Genomic DNA, 18416 nt, shown 5'->3' with positions numbered 1-18416 from the left:
CATGAATGGGGATTAGCGGCAGTAAGCGAAATAACTAGAATAGTGTTGCCGCAAACACACGGTCATTAATACAGCCCCGCGCCAGGCAAGGCTTTGAGCCGTCGCATTGGTGACAGTACCTATGTCATCAACCCTTCAGTTGGCGCTTACTGGAACTACACCGCCAATACGTTTGGCCGGTGAGTGTCCAGTGAGTGAATCAGAAATTGTTTTTGCCAATAACTACTGAAGTGGTGTTTAACATGAATACGTCCAATCATCTCAACGCTGCATTTTCGACAATCACCGGAAGCCGCAACAAGGCCACGAAAGCGAGCGCCAAGGTGGAGAAACAAAGTTCCTCGTATATGTCGATGCTCCAGGCGCCCATGACCGTTCTGGCGTGCAACGTCTCGGACCGCTCGGATATCACGGCCTGCGCCATCCTCGGCTATAACTGACAACGTCACTACCGGTTTGCGGAAACCGTCCCTGGCAAACTCGTCGAGAGGTTGTCGAGGAAAGTCAGGCATTTCGATAGCTGTTCCAGTTCGACGTACTCATCGGCCTTGTGCCCTTGTTCGATCGAACCCGGTCCGCATACGACCGTAGGAATGCCTATCGACTGAAACAGGCCGCCTTCGGTTCCGAACGCGAGCGTGCGCACGTCGTCCCGTCCGGCAGCCGCGCATGCCAGATCGCGCAACCAGCCGGCCGCAGCCCGATCCGACAGTGCCGGATAATCCACCAGTTGTTCCCAGTCGATATCGCTTTCGGCGAACGTTTCGCGCATGGCGCCGACGAGTTCGGTATCCGCATAGTGCGTGATGGTTTGCACGATGGCGTCCGCGTTATCGGCGGGCAGATTGCGGATTTCGAACTCCACCTGCGCGTGGTCCGGGATCACGTTCAACGCAATACCGCCATTAAAGCGGCCGGTATGGATGGTCGTGTACGGCGGATCAAAGTCGTGGTCGAGCGTTGCCTTTGTGCGCAAGTCGCGCTGCGTTCGCCGCAGGAACGTCACGAGTTCCGCCGCGAAATCCACCGCATTCACGCCGAGATGTGTCAGCGCGGAATGCCCGGCGAGACCTTTTACGCAGCATCTGTACGCCTTCTTGCCCTTGTGCGCCACCGCGACCTGCATGCTCGTCGGCTCGCCAATAATGCATGCAAGCGGCTTCACCGGCGCTGCCGCCAGTTCACGCAACAAACCGCGCACGCCACGGCAACCGACTTCTTCGTCATAACTGAATGCAAGATGAACAGGCACGTCTTTGCAGGTCGCAACGAAGTGCGGCACGCTTGCAAGCACCGCCGCGATAAAACCCTTCATGTCGGCTGTGCCACGCCCGAAGACACGATCGCTCCCGCGCGTCATCTCGAAGGGCGGCACGGTCCACGGCTGACCCGCGGCGGGTACGACATCGGTGTGACCCGAAAAGCACAGACCCGCCACGTCCTTCGGGCCGATGGTTGCATACAGGTTCGCCTTGCGGCCGGTTTCGTCGAAGACGAGAGAGGACTCCACGCCGTGCCGACTTAGATACCGCTGGACATACTCGATCAGCTTGAGGTTCGATTCGGAGCTGCGGGTATCGAACGCGATCAGATCGTTAAGCAGATCAAGCGTGGTGTCGAGCAAGGCGTGCTTCATTGGCTAGAGATCTCCGGGTACTCCATACGACGGTGCCTGCTCGGGACGTATTGCGCGCATTGCGTAGTCGTTCATCTGCGGTTCGTAGCGCTGCCAGAGCGCCCGCAAATCAGCAATGGGTTGATCCGACCAGTCCACGCGCAACTCCGCGAGCGGCCAGACCTCTCTTCCATACACGCAAAATCCCGCCGAATGCACGGGACCCGCTTCGCCGCCTGCCGCCGCACCCGCTTCCAGTGCCGCGATCAGGCGCTCGGCCAGCGAGCTTGCGGGCGATGCTTCGAAGGCTTCGACCATGGCGGCCGGAATGCCGTCGTGGGCGAGCAGGTTGCCCGCTGCAACGCAGTTGCGCCCCGGTTTCGTCGCGATTATACCCAGCCCTTTTTGGCCCGTCGCAGCGTCGCGCGAACCGTCGGCGTCGAGTACGGCGAGCTGCCGCCACTCCGCGTAAGGACGTGCGTGCTGCAATTGTTGCAAGGTGCTTTCAGCACCAAAACCGGCGCCAAGCAACTGCAATCCGAGCACGCCCAGGCGCGGATCGGTCACGTTCTGACTCAGCACCACGCCATGCGGACTTGCCCATAGACATCGGCTGGGAACCGCGATGCTCGAACTGCACACAATGCCGCCGACCATGCCCGTACGTTCGCATCGGCCAGCCAGGGAAAACGTCATGCGATCCTCCGCTCAGCTATTTGGAATGACGGCGATCACGTCGATTTCGACGAGCCACTCGGGACGCGCAAGCGCTGAAATCACAATACCCGTTGATACCGGGTACACACCCTTCAGCCACTTCCCGACCACGGTGTACACCGCTTCGCGATAGCGTACATCGACAAGATAGATCGTGATCTTGCAGATATCCTCCAGCTTGCTGCCGGCTTCGCCCAGCAACATTGCGATGTTGGCCATCGCCTTTTCAGCCTGCGCGCCAACGTCGCCTATGCCCACCGATTCGCGCGTATCCAGGTCCTGCCCGATCTGGCCGCGCAGATAAACCGTTCCGTTCGCCACGACCGCCTGGCACAGATCGTTATCGAGTTTCTGCTCGGGGTACGTCTCGCGCGTGTTGAACTTGCGGATGCGGGTATGACTCATGGACACCTCACACAACGCGCTTGAGCCGCGGCCCTGCGCTGGATTGAACGACACGGTCCGACAGGTTCGCGGCCTTCTTGACGTAGCCGAGGGTGCTGTCGAAATCGAAGTTACGGAACACGGCGCCAAGGTGAGCGAACGGCGGTGATTGCGCGAACAACTGGAAAGTGAGGCGATGCCCCGCATAGTCCGAGTTCAGCAAGTCGCGGGCGAACGCGAGCAACTTGCGGCGGTCATCGGAGACCCAGTTTTCGTTGACGGTGTAGAACTTGTCGAGCCAGCCGCTGATCTCCGGATTGGCAAACGACGCCGCGTCCGGCGTCACGCAAATCTGTCCACCGCAGAGTTCACGCGCGAGATGCATCATCTCGTGAAGGCGCGAACATGCCTGCACGCGGCCTGTATAGAGCAAGGATTGATTGGGCATCATCAGGCCGGCGGGACTGCGTTCGCCGCATGCAATCGATGCCGTCAGATGCGCGTTGATGGTCTCGCGATACACGGCGAGCGTCGACAGTTTCTCCTGCACGGCCTGCTGCTTTTCAAGGCCGGTTTGGCGTGCGTTGAACAACGCCGCGCCGATCATCAGGTCGGCAAGACGCAGGTTGCGCTGGACGAACGCGAACGCGCTGTATCGATGCAAGGTCGAGCGAATGAAGGTGGCCGCCTTCGTATGCTGGTAGAACAGCACGTCTTCCCAGGGAATCAGGACGTTGTCGAAGATCAGCAGGGTATCGACTTCATCGCAGCGGTTCGACAGCGGGTAATCTTCCGGATTCGCGCGCCCGGCGAAGCCTGTACGGCAAATGAACTTGAGTCCCGGCGCGGACATGTTGACGACAAAACCCACCGCATAGTCCGAGAGTTTTGCGTCGCCCCAGTTCGCGATGGTCGGCTTCACGAACGCCTGATTCGCATACGCTGCGGCCGTCTCGTACTTGGCGCCACGCACCACGATGCCCGCATCGGTTTCCTTCACCACATGCAAAAGCATGTCCGGGTCCTGCTCCTGAGGCGGTTTCGAGCGGTCGCCTTTGGGGTCGGTGTTGGCGGAGACATGGAACGGGTCTTCATGCAACGCACGATTGATATGCCGCTCGATGTTCGCGGCAAAACGCGGATCGACTTCGTTGAGCACATCCTTGCCGTCGTAGAGCGACCACATCTCGCCGATGGTTTCATCGCCCACGCGGGTGGCGATTCCGCCGACGTCATCGAGCACCGTGTCTACTGCCAGGCGTTTGTCGTGCCAGTCCTGCTGCGTGTACGGCAGCTTCAGGCCGACCGCGTTGCGCTCGCCGGTCTTTTCATCCACGTAGCTCATCACATCCTGCGTCGCCTTCTCGTGCGCCATGTCGTAGATGCGCGCGCGAATGTCCACGATCGGCTTGAACATGGGATGCGTGGTCACGTCCTTCACGCGTTCGCCATTGATCCAGACCTGTCGTCCGTCTCGAATGGAGTCGCGATACTGCTCGCCTGTTCTGATCATTGCTGTGCCTCGATCCGTGGGGAAATATCGTCGTTCAGATTCGCCTAGAAAGCCAGGAACTGGCCGTAATCGCGCTTGCAATAAAGCAATGGCATATGCGCGGCGGCCGCGCGTTTGATCGCCGCGACCTCGCCGAAAAACACCGTGTGCGTGCCTATGGTTTGCTGGGCGACGAGACGGCATTCGATTGCAGCAACCGCCCCGTCGATAAGCGGCACGTCCAGCGCCCCCGCCGTCACCGTGCAGCATGAGAAGTCGAAAGGCCTGGCGCTCGCCGAGCGTCCGGCAAAGGTATCGGCAATGCCGCGCTGCGCCACGTTCAGCAGGTTCACCGCGAACACGCCGTTCGCCGCGACCGCTGCATTGGCCGGGCTGCGTGTATTGATGCAGACGAGCAATGTAGGCGGGTCAGCGCAAACCGAGCTGCAAGCGCTGACGGTGACGCCAAAACGTTCGTTGCCTGCGCCTGTCGTCACCACATGAACCGATGTTGAATTGGACGCCATCGAATCGAGGAATGCGGCCCGCAGATCGTGATTCATTCCGGGCGCCGCTTCCATCAAAGCGCTGTCTGGTTGAGTTGTTTGCATGCCGCCCCCTCGCGTTTGCACTGACCGTGCGCAAAATCTACGCTTTGGCACCGCATCCGAAAAACATATTTCAAAAATGCAAATCATCGCTTTTGCCTATGCAAGCGTATTTATGTCCACGCACAATAGGTTCGACAAAAGACCGGGGGCGGACCATGGAACCTGCGCAATTACGCTATTCATTGAGGCAGTTGAGATACTTTGTGGTGACCGCCGAAGTGCTGTCGTTCACGGCGGCGGCGAAGCTGCTGCATATCTCGCAGCCATCCATCTCCACGGCGCTCGCGGATCTCGAAGTGTCGTTCGGCGTGCAGCTTTTTATCCGGCATCACGCGAGCGGGTTATCCCTGACACAGGCCGGACGCGAGATGCTCGGGCGCGCGCGCGACTTGTTGAAGAATGCGGAAGACCTTCAGACCGCAGCGAAGGAACTGGACGGCGGCATGTCAGGCGCGATCACGCTCGGGTGCCTGGTTTCACTCGCGCCGCCGCTCATGCCCGCGATGATGAGCCGCTTCATAGCGGGTCATGCAGGGATCGCGTTCCGCACGCTCGAAGCGCATCAGGACGATTTGCTGCGCGGCCTGCACGATGGTTCGCTGGATATCGCGCTGACTTACAACCTCGATCTGACCGATGACATCGCGTTCACGCCGCTGCTCTCGTTACCGCCGTATGTGATCTTGCCGAAGAATCACCGGCTGGCGAAACAGCGCACGGTGGCGCTCGCCGACCTGCGCGACGAACCCTACGTGATGCTCGATCTTCCGCACAGCCGCGAATATTTCGCAGGTCTCTTCGACGCCGTCGGCGACCGTCCGATTGCCGCATTCCGTTCGTCGCAACCTGAAGTGGTTCGCGGCATGGTTGCCAATGGCCTTGGCTACAGCATCCTCAATTTTCCGCTGAAATCGAGCCGCACGGTTGACGGCGAGGACTTCGTGATCAAGCAGTTCAAGGACGAAGTCAATGCCACCACGCTCGGAATTGCGCAGTCGCGAAGCATGAAACCACGGCAAGTCGTGCAGCGCTTCGCGGCCTTCTGCGAAGCGGAAATCACCCGCGAGCGAGCACGTTGAGGCGTTGCGTCTGGCTTCGCGTCTGGATAGGAAAAAACTTGGTTCTACATTTAAAAACAATATTTTGGCTGGTAATTTGACTTGATAGATTGATGTCCATGCAGCGAGCGGCCTGGCTGGAGAGCCGGTTGCAGCATCCACTGAATTGACAGGGAGGCGCGATGGGATCTTCAATGGCAGCGTCCGGCACTGGACTCGATATCGTCCGGCAGTTGCAGGAGAGCTCCGAGCGTCCCTTCAGCGACGCGCATTCCATGCCGCCCGCCGTCTATACATCGCCCGATTTCCTCGCGCTGGAACAAGCGAACATCTTCCGCAGCGAATGGCTTTGCGTTGGCCGGGCAAGTTCGATTACAGATGCCGGCGACTATCTCACCGCAGACATCGATGGCCAGCCGATCGTGGTCTTGCGCGACGAGAAGCTGGAATTGAAGGCGTTTTCGAACGTCTGCCTGCATCGCATGTCGGTGCTGCTCGAAGGGCGCGGCAACACGCGCCGGATCGTCTGCCCATATCACGCATGGAACTACACGCTCGACGGCGCGCTGAGCGGTGCGCCAATGATGGATCGTCAAAGCGGATTCTGCAAAGAGAACTACCGTTTGCCGTCCATTCGATGCGAGGTCTGGCAAGGCTGGATCTACGTCACGCTCAATGCCGACGCGCCGCCAGTTGCCGGGAAGTTGGCAGGTCTCACCGAACTGATTGCCAGCTACGGCATGGCTGATTACAAGGAAACGTTCTACGAAGAACACGTGTGGGATACCAACTGGAAGATCCTCGCTGAAAACTTCATGGAGAGTTATCACCTGCCCATGCTGCATCGGGCAACCGTAGGTCCGCATTCGCGTCTCGAAGAAATGGAATGCCCGCCAGGCAGCGACGCGTTCAACTATCACTGGATCACGAAGGAAGCATCGTTGCCCATTGGTCAGGCGCATCCCGACAATCAGCGGCTGCAAGGTCACTGGCGCAAGACCACCGCGCTGCTCGCGATCTATCCGACGCATCTCGTCACGCTCACGCCGGGTTACTTCTGGTACCTCGTGCTGCAGCCGGTTGGAACCAGCCGTGTCCACATCCGCTTCGGCGGCGGGCTCGCGCCTGATTTCATCGCGGATCCGAAGGCGGCCGACTACATGGCAACGCTCAAGACATTGCTCGATGCGGTCAATGAAGAAGACCGGCGCGGCGTGCAGGCGGTGTTCCGTGGTGTGAGTGCGCCGCTGGCAAAGCCTGGGCATCTGAGTCATCTGGAAAGGCCCAATTACGACTTCGCGCGCTACCTTGCCCAGCAGCTTGCCTGATTCTCAACACTCATCCAACACGACACGATGTCAACGCACTCCTTCATCTCCTTCGCGGGCGTGAGCAAGACATACGACGGCGTTCATTACGTCGTGGAAGGGCTCGACCTCGATGTCGCGAAAGGCGAGTTCGTCTCGTTGCTTGGTCCTTCAGGATCAGGCAAGACGACCACGCTGATGATGCTCGCCGGTTTTGAATCGGCGACTCAGGGCGAGATCCGCCTCAACGGGAAACGTCTCGACGACAAACCGCCGCATCAGCGCGACATCGGCATGGTGTTCCAGAACTACGCGCTGTTCCCGCACTTGACGATCGAGCAGAACGTTGCGTTTCCGTTGTCGGTGAGACGCATGAGCAAGACCGAGCAACAGGCGCGTGTCAAGCGTGCACTGGATATGGTCGAGTTGCCGCATCTTGCGGCGCGTCGGCCTGCGCAGTTATCGGGCGGACAGCAGCAGCGTGTGGCCCTTGCGCGCGCCCTCGTGTTCGAGCCGAGCGTGGTGCTCATGGACGAACCACTCGGCGCGCTCGACAAGCGCCTGCGCGAAACCATGCAGTACGAAATCATGCGGCTGCATCGCGAGTTGGGATTGACGGTGGTGTACGTGACGCACGATCAGGCGGAAGCGCTGACCATGTCGGACCGCGTGGCCGTTTTCTCCGATGGCCGCATCCAGCAAGCAGCGACTCCAACGGAACTCTATGAAAACGCGCACAACGCATTCGTCGCGAATTTCGTCGGTGAGAACAACGGTTTGATTGGCCGCGTGCTCGAACAGGATCCGGACTGGGCGACGCTCGTGTTGCCAGACGGTGCGGTCATTCGCGGACGTTGCGGCCGGGGCTTGCGCAACGGCGAGGAAGCCATGCTGGCGCTGCGCCCGGAGCGCGCGCACATTGCATCGGCAGAAGGAATCCTAAGCGCCGCCGACACCAACCTGGTGACGGCGCGCGTGGAAGAACTCGTGTATTGCGGCGACCATCACCGCGTTCACTTGAAACTTGGCGCACAAGGCTCGGGCGACAGCCTCATTGTCAAGGTACCCAACACGCAGCATCACGACCTTCCGTCACTCGGCAGTGCAACCGCCGTGGCATGGCGCCACGACGACTGCAAGATCCTCGCAACGGCCGTAACTGCAAGCCACGGCCATGCTCCGTCCCTCACCGCAGGAGTCCACTGACATGAAAACCAAACTGATCCAAACCGGTATGACGGGCATCGCCGGACTCGTACTTTCGACTGTCGCGTTGTTTTCGGCGAGCGCGCATGCGGCGGAAACCATCTCGGTGGTGACCTTCGGCGGCGCATACGAAGCCGCGGCGAAGAAGGCGTTTTTCGAGCCGTTCACCGCAGCAACGGGTATCGGCTTCTCGACGGAATCTTACGACGGCGGCCTCGCCAAATTATCGGCAATGGAGCAGGCGAAGAATCCCACGTGGGACCTGATCGACCTCGAATCGAACGATGCGATCACCGGTTGTGACGAAGGCTTGCTCAAGAAGATCGATAAGAAGTCGCTCGGCAACACGAGCGCATTCATTCCCGGTTCGATCATGGATTGCGCGGTCGCCGCCATGGTCTGGTCCACGGTTTATGCCTACGACACGACCAAGCTGAAGAGCGCGCCGACCTCCATCAACGACTTCTTCGACCTGAAGAAATATCCCGGCAAGCGTGGCCTGCGCAAGTCGCCGAAGGTGACGCTCGAATGGGCGCTACTCGCCGATGGCGTCAAACCCGCCGACGTCTACAAGGTCCTCGGCACGCCGGCCGGCGTGGATCGCGCGTTCAAGAAACTCGACACCATCAAGTCGAGCATCGTCTGGTGGGAAGCCGGCGCACAACCGCCGCAACTGCTTTCGGATGGCGCGGTGGTGATGACGCAGGCGTACAACGGCCGGATCGATGACGCCGTCCACAAGGATCACAAGCCGTTCGAATCGGTATGGGACGGTCAGGTCTACGACTTCGAATGGTGGGGCATTCCGATGGGTGCAAAGAACGCCGACGCGGCGGCCAAATTCATTGCATCGGCATCGACGGCAAAAAGCTATGCCGACCTGACCAAGTACATTGCCTACGCGCCGCCGCGCAAGGACTCGATTCCGCTCATCGATAAAGCGCGCCTGAACGACCTGCCGACCGCGCCCGGCAACTTCAAGCGCGCCGTGCAGATCAACGCGAGTTTCTGGGCCGACAACGCCGACCAGATCAACAAGCGCTTCCAGGTGTGGCTGACGCAGTAATCAAACCCGTAAGGTGAATCGTGACTGTGACAGTGACCAGCGATCTGCGGGAGCCGGCCGGAGCGAGCATTGCGGATGCCAAAAACGGCGGCCGCGAAGCCTATGACAAGACGCGCCGGCGTGCATCCACGCAAGCGCTGTTGCTCGCCCTGCCGCTGCTGCTGTTCCTGCTCGCCACTTTCATTGCGCCCATTGCGATCCTGCTTTCAAGAAGCGTCGTGAACCGCGAAGTGCCGGTGAACTTGCCGGTGCTGTCGCAATCGCTCAAATCATGGAACGGCGAAGGGATACCCGACGAACGCACCTTCGCCCTGCTCGCCGCCGACATGCGGCGCGCTTCGCAAGAAGGCCAGCTCGGCACCGTTGCGCGACGGATGAACTTCTACCTGCCCGAGTTTCGCAGCTTGCTGATGAAAACGGCGCGCCAGTTGCCCGAGACCGCGCCGCCTGCCTGGAAACCCGCGTTGATCGAGCTCGATCCGCGTTGGGGCACGCATGACATATGGCGTTACCTGAAGCGCTCGGCGGTGTCTCCGACGCCTGATTACTTGCTCACTGCGGTCGATTCCGAAGTCACGGCCGACGGTGCCATCAAATCCCTCCCGGCAGACAGTTCTGTCTACGTCAACGCATTTGCGCGCACGGTATGGATCAGCGCTTCAGTCATGGTGCTGTGCCTGCTGCTTGGATATCCGGTTGCGTATCTGCTCGCCACTCTCCCGCCTGCAAAGAGCAATCGCCTGATGCTGCTCGTGATCGTGCCGTTCTGGACCTCGCTGCTGGTTCGAACGACCGCGTGGTATGTGCTGCTGCAACCGAGCGGCGTGATCAACAGCCTGCTTGTGAGTTCGGGAATCGTCAGCCATCCGCTGCCGCTGCTCTTCAACCGCACGGGCGTCCTGATCGGCATGACGCATATCCTGCTGCCCTACATGATTCTCGCGATCTATTCGGTCATGAAGGGCGTGTCACCGGTATACATGCGCGCGGCGCAATCGCTCGGCGCGCATCCCGTGACCGCGTTCGTTCGCATCTACATGCCGCAGACGCTTCCCGGCGTGGGCGCAGGGTGCTTCCTCGTGTTCGTGCTTGCGCTCGGTTACTACATCACGCCCGCGCTGCTCGGCGGCGCGGGCGATGAAATGATCAGCCAGCTCATCGCCGCGCAGACCAACGAGCAACTCAACTGGGGGCTGGCGGGTGCATTGTCGGCGTATCTCGTGATCTTCACGGCCGTGTTCTATTTCGTGTTCAACCGGCTTGTGGGTATCGACCGGTTGAGGTTCGGCTAGGCGCCAGGGCGAGGACGACATCATGCAAAGCCAAAGGCATCTCGTGTTATCGGAACGCATCGCATCGAAGTGGTTGCGCGTGCATTCCGCACTGATCCTGTTCTTCCTGATACCGCCGATTCTCGCCATCGTGCCGCTGTCGTTCAACTCGGGCGCGTACTTCTCCTATCCGATGCAAGGCTTCTCGCTGCACTGGTATTCCAAGGCGCTCGGCAGCAGCGACTGGCAGCGCGCGTTCGCGAACAGCATCGGCATTGGCGCCGCATCCACGGTGCTCGCCACGTGCCTCGGCACGCTCGCGGCGCTCGGACTCAGCCGCTCCAATTTTCCGTTTCGCGCCGTCATCATGCCGCTGCTCATCTCGCCGATGATCATCCCCATCGTCGTCGTGGCCGCCGGGTTCTATCTCGTGTTCGCGCCACTGGGGCTGGTGAATTCGTATATCGGCGTGGTGCTGGCGCATGCCGCGCTCGGCACACCGTTCGTGGTGATCACCGTCACGGCGTCGCTGCTGTCGTTCGATCAAAGCCTGATTCGAGCGGCTTCCGGACTCGGCGCCGCGCCGTGGACCGCATTTCGCCGCGTGACCTTGCCGCTGATCCTGCCGGCCGTGGCGACGGGCAGCGTATTCGCGTTCGCGACTTCCTTCGACGAAGTCATCGTGATTCTGTTCATTGGCGGCCCGGATCAGCGAACCGTGCCGCGGCAGATGTGGAGCGGGATTCGTGATTCCATCGATCCATCCATTCTCGCGGTCGCGACCATGCTGATCCTGTTCGCGGTTGCTTTATTCAGCAGCATCAACTGGCTGCGCGGACGCAGCGCCGCTGCAACGCTGCCGGGCGCGTGATCCGCGTGATCCATGAGAAAAGCCCGGTCAATCGATAAAGGAGAACACCATGCTGGCAGCAGAACGGGAAGCCTTCGAGCGCGACGGTGCGGTCGTGTTGCGCGGGATGTTCAAGGACTGGATGGAAACGTTGCGCGAAGGCGTGGAGTACAACGCGACGCATCCGGGGCCGTCGTTCAGGAATTACACGCCCGAAAAAACGTCAGGCCGGTTTTTCGGCGATTACTGCAACTGGCAGCGCATCGCGCCGTTCAAGGATTTTGTCGAACATAGCGCGGCCGCCTCCGTCGCGCAGGCGCTGATGGATTCGCAGCGTGCCCGCATCTTCCATGAACATGTGCTCGTGAAGGAAGCCGGCGCGGCAAAGCTCACACCCTGGCATCATGACGAACCCTATTACTGCGTCAGCGCAGATCAAGCCGTGAGTCTATGGATTCCGCTCGACCCGGTGCCGCGCGAGACATGTGTGGAGTTCGTCGCGGGATCGCACAAGTGGGGCAAGCTGTTCCGGCCGCGCAAGTTCAGCGGCGTGGCTTACGACCACAAGTCCGACAGGCTGGAGGAGTTGCCGGATATCGATGCACACCGCAGCGATTATCAGATCCTCGGTTGGGACCTGGAGCCGGGCGATGCTATTGCATTCAACTTTCATACAGTGCATGGCGCACCTGGCAATACGGCGGGGCAGCAATCACGGCGGGTTGTATCGTTCAGATGGCTCGGCGATGGCGCGCACTTCGTGGATCGCGGCGGTGAAACGTCGCCACCCTACCCGGAACTCATGAACAGGTTCAAGCATGGAGACGCACTGCCTGAAGCGGAATTTCCGTTTATTGTTTGAAACGCGCGTGCCAAATCGGAATTCGGCGGCATTCGGCGATATTCAGCGGCATAGACTACCTTAATCCAACTCCCGCTGATTAATCGCGAACCCAGTCATCCGGAACATCCAGCGTCCTTATCACGCGTGCCGGAGAACCTCCTGCCAAGCTCTTCGCAGGGATTTCTCCGGTAACAGTCGAACCTGCGGCAATAACGGAATGATCGCCAATATCCGCGCCGGCTAATATGGTGGAACGAGCGCCAATCCAGACATTATTGCCAATGGATATAGGTGCGCGCTTGGTCGGATGTTGTGGAGACACCTGATGAAAGTCGGTGTCGTAAATATATGTCATATCACCGATCTTGCAATTCTTGCCAATCTTCACGGAAAGCGTCGCGCACAGGTTGGCACCGTCGTTCATAAACGTGTTTCGTCCGATCTCCAATATGGCGTCCTTTGTCACGGTAATGTGCTGACGCGTGCGAAATGATCGAAACGAGCAATTCTTCGCGATATAAATGCGCCCTTTATTCGTGATTTTCGGCCATTTGCCCGAGAAGATCGGCGCACTTTCATAACCCACGTTATCCACCTTTAATGACAGGCGAACAAGCACGCTCTTCAGTTGTGATAATCCTCTGACAAATACATTTTTCATTTAGTGTCCATTTGGCCGCGATCTTCGCCCTCAAATGGAGCGATTCAAGTCATATCTTGATCGAACTTGCTATATGCGTCGGCAATCGATACTTCCTGTAACAAAATATCGCTGAAACTCAAATATGGAAGTGGCGCGTGGCCAGTTGATTATCGATACACCGTGCCCGTGCTTTCGGACATTTTGGGGTAACTGGCGTCGAATATTACCATCCCTTAAAAGGGGCCGAATGATGCATCAATGAAACATCAATCTTTCACCATGTCACGCGAGCGCCATCGCTTACCCTACGTTGTACGACGTCTTTTCACCGCGCGCGGTGGCCAGATATAGCCCGAAAACCGCCCGCAAGGCCCCTAGATACCGGTTTGCCAACATTTTCGCCATCCTCATGCCCGAATCCAAGGAATTATTACTGGTGTAAACGCTGAGGGCGCTAATCTTGCGTCAGGTAAGTCATCTGACATACGATGCGTTCACATTACGTAACGTACCTTACGTGCGCAATGTCCGGCCGATAAAGCAATGCGCGCGCAGCACATAAAACCGCATGCCATCGCCGGCAAGACAACGGCTTCGGAGACACCGACATGGCAATGAAACTACGCGGCCTGCGCTGGTGGATGATCGGCCTGCTCACGCTCGGCACCGTCATGAATTACCTCGCGCGCAGCTCGCTAAGCGTCGCCGCGCCGACGGTCATGACCGACCTGCATATCTCCACCCAGCAATACGGCTGGATCACCGGAGCCTTCCTCGTGATGTACCCGATCGGCGCGCCGGCCACCGGTTACCTCATGGATCGTATTGGCCTGCGCTTCGGCTTTTTGCTATGCGGCCTGATGTGGTCGATCGTGTGTATCGGCCATGGTTTCGCGAGCGGCTGGGTCGGCCTGTTCGTGCTGCGCGGCCTGCTCGGTCTTGCTGAAGCGTCGTTTATTCCGGCCGGCATGCGCATGGCCGCGTTCTGGTTCCCCGCACGCGAACGCGCGCTCGCAGCGGGTATCTTCAACATCGGTACGTCGATAGGCGCCATTGCCGCCCCGCCGCTCATTGCGTGGTCGATCCTCAAGTACAACTGGGAAATGGCATTCGTGATTGCGGGTTGCCTGGGCCTTGTATGGGCGGCGCTGTGGATCGTGTTCTATCGTCATCCCAGCGAACACAAGTCGCTTACTTCGAAGGAAGCGGCTTATATCGTGGAAGGCGAACACGCCGAACTCTCCGATAACGGCGCAAAACCCAACCTGCGCAAGATCTTCAGTCAACGCAATTTCTGGGGCATCGCGCTGCCGCGCTTCTTTGCCGATCCGGTGTGGGGCACGCTCGTATTCTGGATGCCGCTCTATCTGCATCAGGCGCGCGGCTTCGACTTGAAGGCCATCGCCATGACGGCGTGGCTGCCGTTCGTCGCGGCGGATATCGGCTGCCTGATGGGCGGCACGATTTCGATGTACCTCAACAAGCATTTCAACATCTCGGTGATCAACGGCAAGCGCATGATCTTCACGTTCGGCGCGCTGATCATGACCGCGATGGCCGGCGTCGGTTATGTGAAGGATCCCTCCACAGCGATCTTCCTGCTGTGCCTTGGCGGCTTCGCGCACCAGACGCTCTCGGTCACTGTCATTTCGATGTCGGCCGACCTGTTCCCGCGCCGCGAAGTTGCGACGGTGACGGGGTTCGCGGGGTTATCGGCGGGGATCGGCAACCTGGGCTTCACGCTCGTGATCGGTGCGCTGGTATCGACCATTGGATATGCGCCGTTCTTCGTGGCGCTCGGCTTCGGCGATCTGATCGGCGTAGTGCTGCTGTGGACGCTGGTGCGTCCCTCGCTCGTCAACCGGCGCGCCGACGCCACCGTCGCGCAGCCGGTCAATGCATAGCGATGCATCGATGAAAACAGCACACGTGGAACGCGTGGAAGCATCCGGTCGGATTTCGGCGCAAGTGGGCGAGAGTCCGGTATGGCGCGAAGCCGAACAGGCGTTGTACTGGGTCGATATCCCCGCGCGCACGATCGCCCGCGTGCAGGTGGAAACAGGCACGCGCACCGACTGGGTATTGCCGGAAAAGGTCGCGTGCATCGCGTTCGATCGCAACGGCACCGTGCTGGCGGGCTGTGAGACCGGGCTATTTGCAGTGACGCTATCGGACGCGAATGAAGTGACCGTGAAGCGGGTCGCCGCGCCCGAGCTCCCCTTCCCCGACATGCGCTTCAACGACGGCCGATGCGACCGGCAAGGCCGCTTCTGGGCCGGCACGATGGTGCAGGACATGGCGGCGGCGAACCCGGCTGGCGTGTTGTACCGATACGACGCACAAGGCCTGCTTTCGGCGCCCGTGGTGTGCGATCTGATCACGCAGAACGGCCTGGCATGGTCGCCCGACGGCACGACGATGTACCTCTCGGACTCGCATCCGTCGCGCCGCCTCGTGTGGGCATTCGACTTCGACATCGACTCCGGCGAGCCCCGCAACCGCCGTGTCTTCGCCGATCTGAACCGCGTCAAGGGACGCCCGGACGGCGCTGCAATCGATACCGACGGCTGCTACTGGACCTGCGCGAACGACGCCGGCGTGCTGCTGCGCTTCACGCCCGGCGGCGCACTGGACCGCACCCTGGAACTGCCAGTCAGCAAGCCGTCCATGTGCACGTTCGGCGGCCGCGATCTCGACACGCTCTTCATCACATCCATACAACCAGCAACCGGCGCCAACGAACTCGACGGGCATCTGCTCGCAGTCCGGCCCGGTGTTCGCGGCGTGCACGAATGCGATTACGCGGGTTTGCTATGAGGGCAAACACTGCATGCAAATCGACAGGAATTGCCAGGCACTTTGTAGTAAAACATTGTCCGCGACGCTGCTGGCCGCATCGCAATCATTGATACAAAAAAGAGGAGATCTCATGCAGTCACGCCACGCCAAAAAGGCCGTCCTTCTCGGCCTTGCCACCCTCGCTTCGCCGGTCTTTGCCCAGAACAGCGTGACGCTGTACGGCATTATCGATGACTCGATCACGTATCAAAGCAGCCAGACGTCGCTGGGTTCGAACAAGGGCGGACGCTCGAACGTCAAGATGCTGCCGGGCGTCTGGGCAGGCAGCCGTTTTGGCCTCAAGGGCGCTGAAGACCTCGGCGGCGGCAACAAGGCGATCTTCCAGCTCGAGTCGGGTTTCAACTCGGCAACGGGCGGCCAGCAATTCACCAACGCAATGTTCGGCCGCCAGGCATGGGTTGGCTTGACGAATCCCGCCTACGGTACGTTCACCGCAGGCCGCCAGTACACGTCGTACTACACGCTGCTCGCGCCGTACAGCCCGACCACCTGGCTGACCGGCGCGTTCGGCGCGCATCCGGGCGACTTGGATGAACTCGATACGATTTATCGTGCGAACAATTCGCTGGTCTATACATCGCCGAAATTTTATGGCGTCACGATCAGCGGCTCATATTCCTTCGCAGGCGTTCCCGGCAGCGTGAATCAAGGCTCGACGTGGAGCGGCGCGGTCCAGTACGCGAATGGTCCGTTCGGCCTTGCGGCAGGCATCACGCGCATCAACAACTCGACGCCGGGCGGCGGCGCGTTCGGCGCGGATTCCACCACGAACTCGGCGGGGCAATCGGGTGTATCGGCGGTGACCAATGGCTATCAGACCGCGCAGGCGCAGCAGCGCATTGCGGTGGCCGGCGGTTATACGTTCACACAAGCGCTCGACATCACGTTCACGTATTCGAACGTGCAGTACATCCCGGGCATCAACTCGAGCTTCAAGACGACCGAGATCTTCAACACGGGCGGCGCCGTGCTGCACTGGAAACCGGTTACGCTGATCGACCTCGCTGCGGGTTATAGCTATACGCGTGCGACGAAGGCCAACGGCATCACCAGTTCCGCTCAGTACCAGCAGTTCAACCTGTCCGAGTACTACTCGTTGTCCAAGCGCACGGGCCTTTACGCTCTGCAGGCTTATCAGCGCGCGAACGGCAAGACGCTCGGCACGAACGGCGTAAGCATCATCAACGCAACGTCGGCAATCGGCGATGGTTTCCAGTCGGCGCCGTCTTCGTCGCCGAGCCAGTTTGCGGCGGGCGTGGGTATCATCCACCGGTTCTGATCTGACATACAAAGACGGCGTGCCGGACCGACTGGCACGCCGTTTTTTTAAACCGTCACCGTAATCACAGCACTCTCCCCGCATCGTCCGATCAGCGTCTGATGCGGCGCCGGCCCATGCCACAGGCGTGCAAATCCGGACCGTCGCCTGTGCCCCACCACCACGAAATCAGCGCGCAACGCCTCGGCGTAGTGCCGCACGTTATCGACGATATCGCCCACCGCAACGTGCCCGTGCGCGCTTACGCCACGCTCCTGTGCAAGATCGAGCCCGCGCTTCAACGTCTCCCGCGCCGTATGCTCGATGCTCATATAAGCGCCATCGGACGGCAGGCCGAGTGTGGACGACACCATTGCGGCTGTATCGATGACAACCAGCACGTGCAACTCCGCCCGCAAGGATTTTCCAAGCGATGTTGCGTGATGCAACGCCGCCTTCATCTCCGCCGTGTCGTCGTAACACGTGAGGATGCGCCGATAGTCGAACATTCCAGGCTCCGATGGTTCCCGCTCTGCTGCGGTTCGTTCGGATAACGCCTCGAATCAAGGGAAAATTCCGTGCAGCGCGCCGAAAAATCTGCTGGACTGCAAACTTGCAGCCGATGCAAGGACGACCAGGATCGCGAATCAAATCGTGCAACCCTGCCTATTCCGATTCATCAATGCACCTTGGTTGCCGCCGCGATGATCGCTGCCGCCACTGAGTTCGGCTGGCTCACCATCGCCACGTGGCTCGAATTGACATGCGTGGTGGTCGCGCCGATTTGAGCGGCCATGGCTGTTTGCAGACGCGGATCGATCATGTGATCCTTGTCGGCGATGACAAACCACGACGGCTTCGAGTGCCATGCAGCGGTCGACACCTTGTCGTCAGTCGCGCTGGCCGCCCATGGACCTTGCGTCGCGGCGATCAGCCGGGCCTGCGGCACCGGCAGATCCTGCGCGAACTGATGGATGATTGCATCGGTGGAAAGCGTCAGGTAATTGCCTGAATCCTTTTGCAATTCACTTGCCCAGGCAGGCGCCGGCTTGCCCTTGAGCATGTCGTTGATCGACGTGTTGTTGTCCGGCGCGAACGCGGCGACGTAAACGAGCGCCTTCACCTTGTCGTCGTTGCCGGCCTCGGTGATCACCACGCCGCCCCACGAATGGCCGACGAGCACGACCGGCCCGTTTTGCGCATCGATCGCGCGTTTGGCTGCGGCGGCGTCATCA

At 59.9% G+C, this 18416-nt stretch carries 19 protein-coding genes; 11 read left to right on the top strand and 8 right to left on the bottom strand.

Going from position 1 to position 18416, the window contains the following annotated elements; genetic code table 11:
- Positions 1–242 precede the first annotated feature (242 nt).
- Positions 243–440: a hypothetical protein gene (locus ACRXB1_RS03860; protein ID WP_062002018.1), complete on the top strand. Its 198-nt coding sequence runs from the start codon at positions 243–245 to the stop codon at positions 438–440.
- An 8-nt stretch (positions 441–448) separates the two neighbouring features.
- Here the strand turns inward: ACRXB1_RS03860 and argE are convergent, their stop codons facing one another.
- Genes argE through ACRXB1_RS03835 form a run of 5 tightly spaced genes read right to left on the bottom strand, consistent with a single transcriptional unit; the run spans position 449 to position 4771 of the window.
- Positions 449–1636, bottom strand: a complete 1188-nt coding sequence (gene argE / locus ACRXB1_RS03855) for an acetylornithine deacetylase (RefSeq protein ID WP_449491169.1) — start codon at positions 1634–1636, stop codon at positions 449–451.
- Between the two features lie 3 nt (positions 1637–1639).
- Positions 1640–2311 carry a DUF1028 domain-containing protein gene (locus tag ACRXB1_RS03850; RefSeq protein WP_062002020.1) on the bottom strand — a complete coding sequence of 224 codons (672 nt, stop codon included), beginning with the start codon at positions 2309–2311 and terminating at the stop codon, positions 1640–1642.
- 12 nt (positions 2312–2323) lie between these two features.
- On the bottom strand, positions 2324–2737 hold the full coding sequence (locus ACRXB1_RS03845; protein WP_062002399.1) for a RidA family protein: 414 nt from the start codon (positions 2735–2737) through the stop codon (positions 2324–2326).
- Between the two features lie 7 nt (positions 2738–2744).
- Positions 2745–4229: a 4-hydroxyphenylacetate 3-hydroxylase family protein gene (locus ACRXB1_RS03840; RefSeq protein ID WP_449491168.1), complete on the bottom strand. Its 1485-nt coding sequence runs from the start codon at positions 4227–4229 to the stop codon at positions 2745–2747.
- A 44-nt stretch (positions 4230–4273) separates the two neighbouring features.
- Positions 4274–4771, bottom strand: a complete 498-nt coding sequence (locus ACRXB1_RS03835) for a flavin reductase family protein (RefSeq protein WP_449491167.1) — start codon at positions 4769–4771, stop codon at positions 4274–4276.
- Positions 4772–4974: 203 nt separating this feature from the next.
- Between ACRXB1_RS03835 and ACRXB1_RS03830 the strand changes: the two genes are divergently transcribed.
- The 7 genes from ACRXB1_RS03830 to ACRXB1_RS03800 all read left to right on the top strand — a co-directional run bounded on the left by ACRXB1_RS03830 (position 4975) and on the right by ACRXB1_RS03800 (position 12439).
- A complete protein-coding gene (locus tag ACRXB1_RS03830; RefSeq protein ID WP_075358407.1) occupies positions 4975–5898 on the top strand; it encodes a LysR family transcriptional regulator in 924 nt (307 codons plus the stop codon).
- Positions 5899–6071: 173 nt separating this feature from the next.
- Positions 6072–7205 carry an SRPBCC family protein gene (locus ACRXB1_RS03825; protein ID WP_449491166.1) on the top strand — a complete coding sequence of 378 codons (1134 nt, stop codon included), beginning with the start codon at positions 6072–6074 and terminating at the stop codon, positions 7203–7205.
- A gap of 27 nt (positions 7206–7232) precedes the next feature.
- Complete coding sequence (locus tag ACRXB1_RS03820; protein ID WP_449491165.1) at positions 7233–8390, top strand: ABC transporter ATP-binding protein; 1158 nt, start codon at positions 7233–7235, stop codon at positions 8388–8390.
- A 28-nt stretch (positions 8391–8418) separates the two neighbouring features.
- Positions 8419–9456, top strand: coding sequence for an ABC transporter substrate-binding protein (locus ACRXB1_RS03815; RefSeq protein ID WP_086386836.1), 1038 nt, complete (start codon positions 8419–8421; stop codon positions 9454–9456).
- A 68-nt stretch (positions 9457–9524) separates the two neighbouring features.
- Positions 9525–10748, top strand: a complete 1224-nt coding sequence (locus ACRXB1_RS03810; protein WP_449491174.1) for an ABC transporter permease — start codon at positions 9525–9527, stop codon at positions 10746–10748.
- 22 nt (positions 10749–10770) lie between these two features.
- Positions 10771–11598 (top strand): ABC transporter permease, encoded by an 828-nt coding sequence (locus tag ACRXB1_RS03805; protein WP_449491164.1) that lies wholly within the window; start codon positions 10771–10773, stop codon positions 11596–11598.
- 49 nt (positions 11599–11647) lie between these two features.
- Positions 11648–12439: a phytanoyl-CoA dioxygenase family protein gene (locus tag ACRXB1_RS03800; RefSeq protein ID WP_062002028.1), complete on the top strand. Its 792-nt coding sequence runs from the start codon at positions 11648–11650 to the stop codon at positions 12437–12439.
- 79 nt (positions 12440–12518) lie between these two features.
- Here the strand turns inward: ACRXB1_RS03800 and ACRXB1_RS03795 are convergent, their stop codons facing one another.
- Positions 12519–13082, bottom strand: a complete 564-nt coding sequence (locus tag ACRXB1_RS03795; RefSeq protein ID WP_449491163.1) for an acyltransferase — start codon at positions 13080–13082, stop codon at positions 12519–12521.
- A 590-nt stretch (positions 13083–13672) separates the two neighbouring features.
- Between ACRXB1_RS03795 and ACRXB1_RS03790 the strand changes: the two genes are divergently transcribed.
- The 3 genes from ACRXB1_RS03790 (at position 13673) to ACRXB1_RS03780 (ending at position 17202) form a co-directional block, all read left to right on the top strand.
- The gene (locus tag ACRXB1_RS03790; RefSeq protein ID WP_449491162.1) at positions 13673–14968 is read left to right on the top strand and encodes an MFS transporter; all 1296 of its coding nucleotides are present in this window, start codon (positions 13673–13675) and stop codon (positions 14966–14968) included.
- A 10-nt stretch (positions 14969–14978) separates the two neighbouring features.
- Entirely contained in the window at positions 14979–15881 is a 903-nt protein-coding gene (locus ACRXB1_RS03785; RefSeq protein WP_449491161.1) for an SMP-30/gluconolactonase/LRE family protein, read from the top strand.
- Positions 15882–15993: 112 nt separating this feature from the next.
- A complete protein-coding gene (locus ACRXB1_RS03780; protein WP_075358400.1) occupies positions 15994–17202 on the top strand; it encodes a porin in 1209 nt (402 codons plus the stop codon).
- Positions 17203–17249: 47 nt separating this feature from the next.
- On the opposite strand, the gene ACRXB1_RS03775 is transcribed toward ACRXB1_RS03780, so the two are convergent.
- Together ACRXB1_RS03775 and ACRXB1_RS03770 are read right to left on the bottom strand one after the other, a co-directional pair.
- Positions 17250–17690: a universal stress protein gene (locus ACRXB1_RS03775; RefSeq protein WP_449491160.1), complete on the bottom strand. Its 441-nt coding sequence runs from the start codon at positions 17688–17690 to the stop codon at positions 17250–17252.
- Positions 17691–17860: 170 nt separating this feature from the next.
- Positions 17861–18416 (bottom strand): alpha/beta hydrolase (locus ACRXB1_RS03770; protein ID WP_449491159.1); only part of this gene is annotated, 556 nt, incomplete at its 5' end.

Source organism: Caballeronia sp. M23-90 (assembly GCF_053574605.1).
This window is presented reverse-complemented; position numbering and strand designations above follow the sequence as displayed.

Coding starts and splice junctions, on each gene's coding strand:
- ACRXB1_RS03860 (WP_062002018.1), top strand. CDS start 243: ATGAATACGTCCAATCATCTCAACGCTGCATTTTCGACAATCACCGGA.
- argE (WP_449491169.1), bottom strand. CDS start 1,636: ATGAAGCACGCCTTGCTCGACACCACGCTTGATCTGCTTAACGATCTG.
- ACRXB1_RS03850 (WP_062002020.1), bottom strand. CDS start 2,311: ATGACGTTTTCCCTGGCTGGCCGATGCGAACGTACGGGCATGGTCGGC.
- ACRXB1_RS03845 (WP_062002399.1), bottom strand. CDS start 2,737: ATGAGTCATACCCGCATCCGCAAGTTCAACACGCGCGAGACGTACCCC.
- ACRXB1_RS03840 (WP_449491168.1), bottom strand. CDS start 4,229: ATGATCAGAACAGGCGAGCAGTATCGCGACTCCATTCGAGACGGACGA.
- ACRXB1_RS03835 (WP_449491167.1), bottom strand. CDS start 4,771: ATGAATCACGATCTGCGGGCCGCATTCCTCGATTCGATGGCGTCCAAT.
- ACRXB1_RS03830 (WP_075358407.1), top strand. CDS start 4,975: ATGGAACCTGCGCAATTACGCTATTCATTGAGGCAGTTGAGATACTTT.
- ACRXB1_RS03825 (WP_449491166.1), top strand. CDS start 6,072: ATGGCAGCGTCCGGCACTGGACTCGATATCGTCCGGCAGTTGCAGGAG.
- ACRXB1_RS03820 (WP_449491165.1), top strand. CDS start 7,233: ATGTCAACGCACTCCTTCATCTCCTTCGCGGGCGTGAGCAAGACATAC.
- ACRXB1_RS03815 (WP_086386836.1), top strand. CDS start 8,419: ATGACGGGCATCGCCGGACTCGTACTTTCGACTGTCGCGTTGTTTTCG.
- ACRXB1_RS03805 (WP_449491164.1), top strand. CDS start 10,771: ATGCAAAGCCAAAGGCATCTCGTGTTATCGGAACGCATCGCATCGAAG.
- ACRXB1_RS03800 (WP_062002028.1), top strand. CDS start 11,648: ATGCTGGCAGCAGAACGGGAAGCCTTCGAGCGCGACGGTGCGGTCGTG.
- ACRXB1_RS03795 (WP_449491163.1), bottom strand. CDS start 13,082: ATGAAAAATGTATTTGTCAGAGGATTATCACAACTGAAGAGCGTGCTT.
- ACRXB1_RS03790 (WP_449491162.1), top strand. CDS start 13,673: ATGGCAATGAAACTACGCGGCCTGCGCTGGTGGATGATCGGCCTGCTC.
- ACRXB1_RS03785 (WP_449491161.1), top strand. CDS start 14,979: ATGAAAACAGCACACGTGGAACGCGTGGAAGCATCCGGTCGGATTTCG.
- ACRXB1_RS03780 (WP_075358400.1), top strand. CDS start 15,994: ATGCAGTCACGCCACGCCAAAAAGGCCGTCCTTCTCGGCCTTGCCACC.
- ACRXB1_RS03775 (WP_449491160.1), bottom strand. CDS start 17,690: ATGTTCGACTATCGGCGCATCCTCACGTGTTACGACGACACGGCGGAG.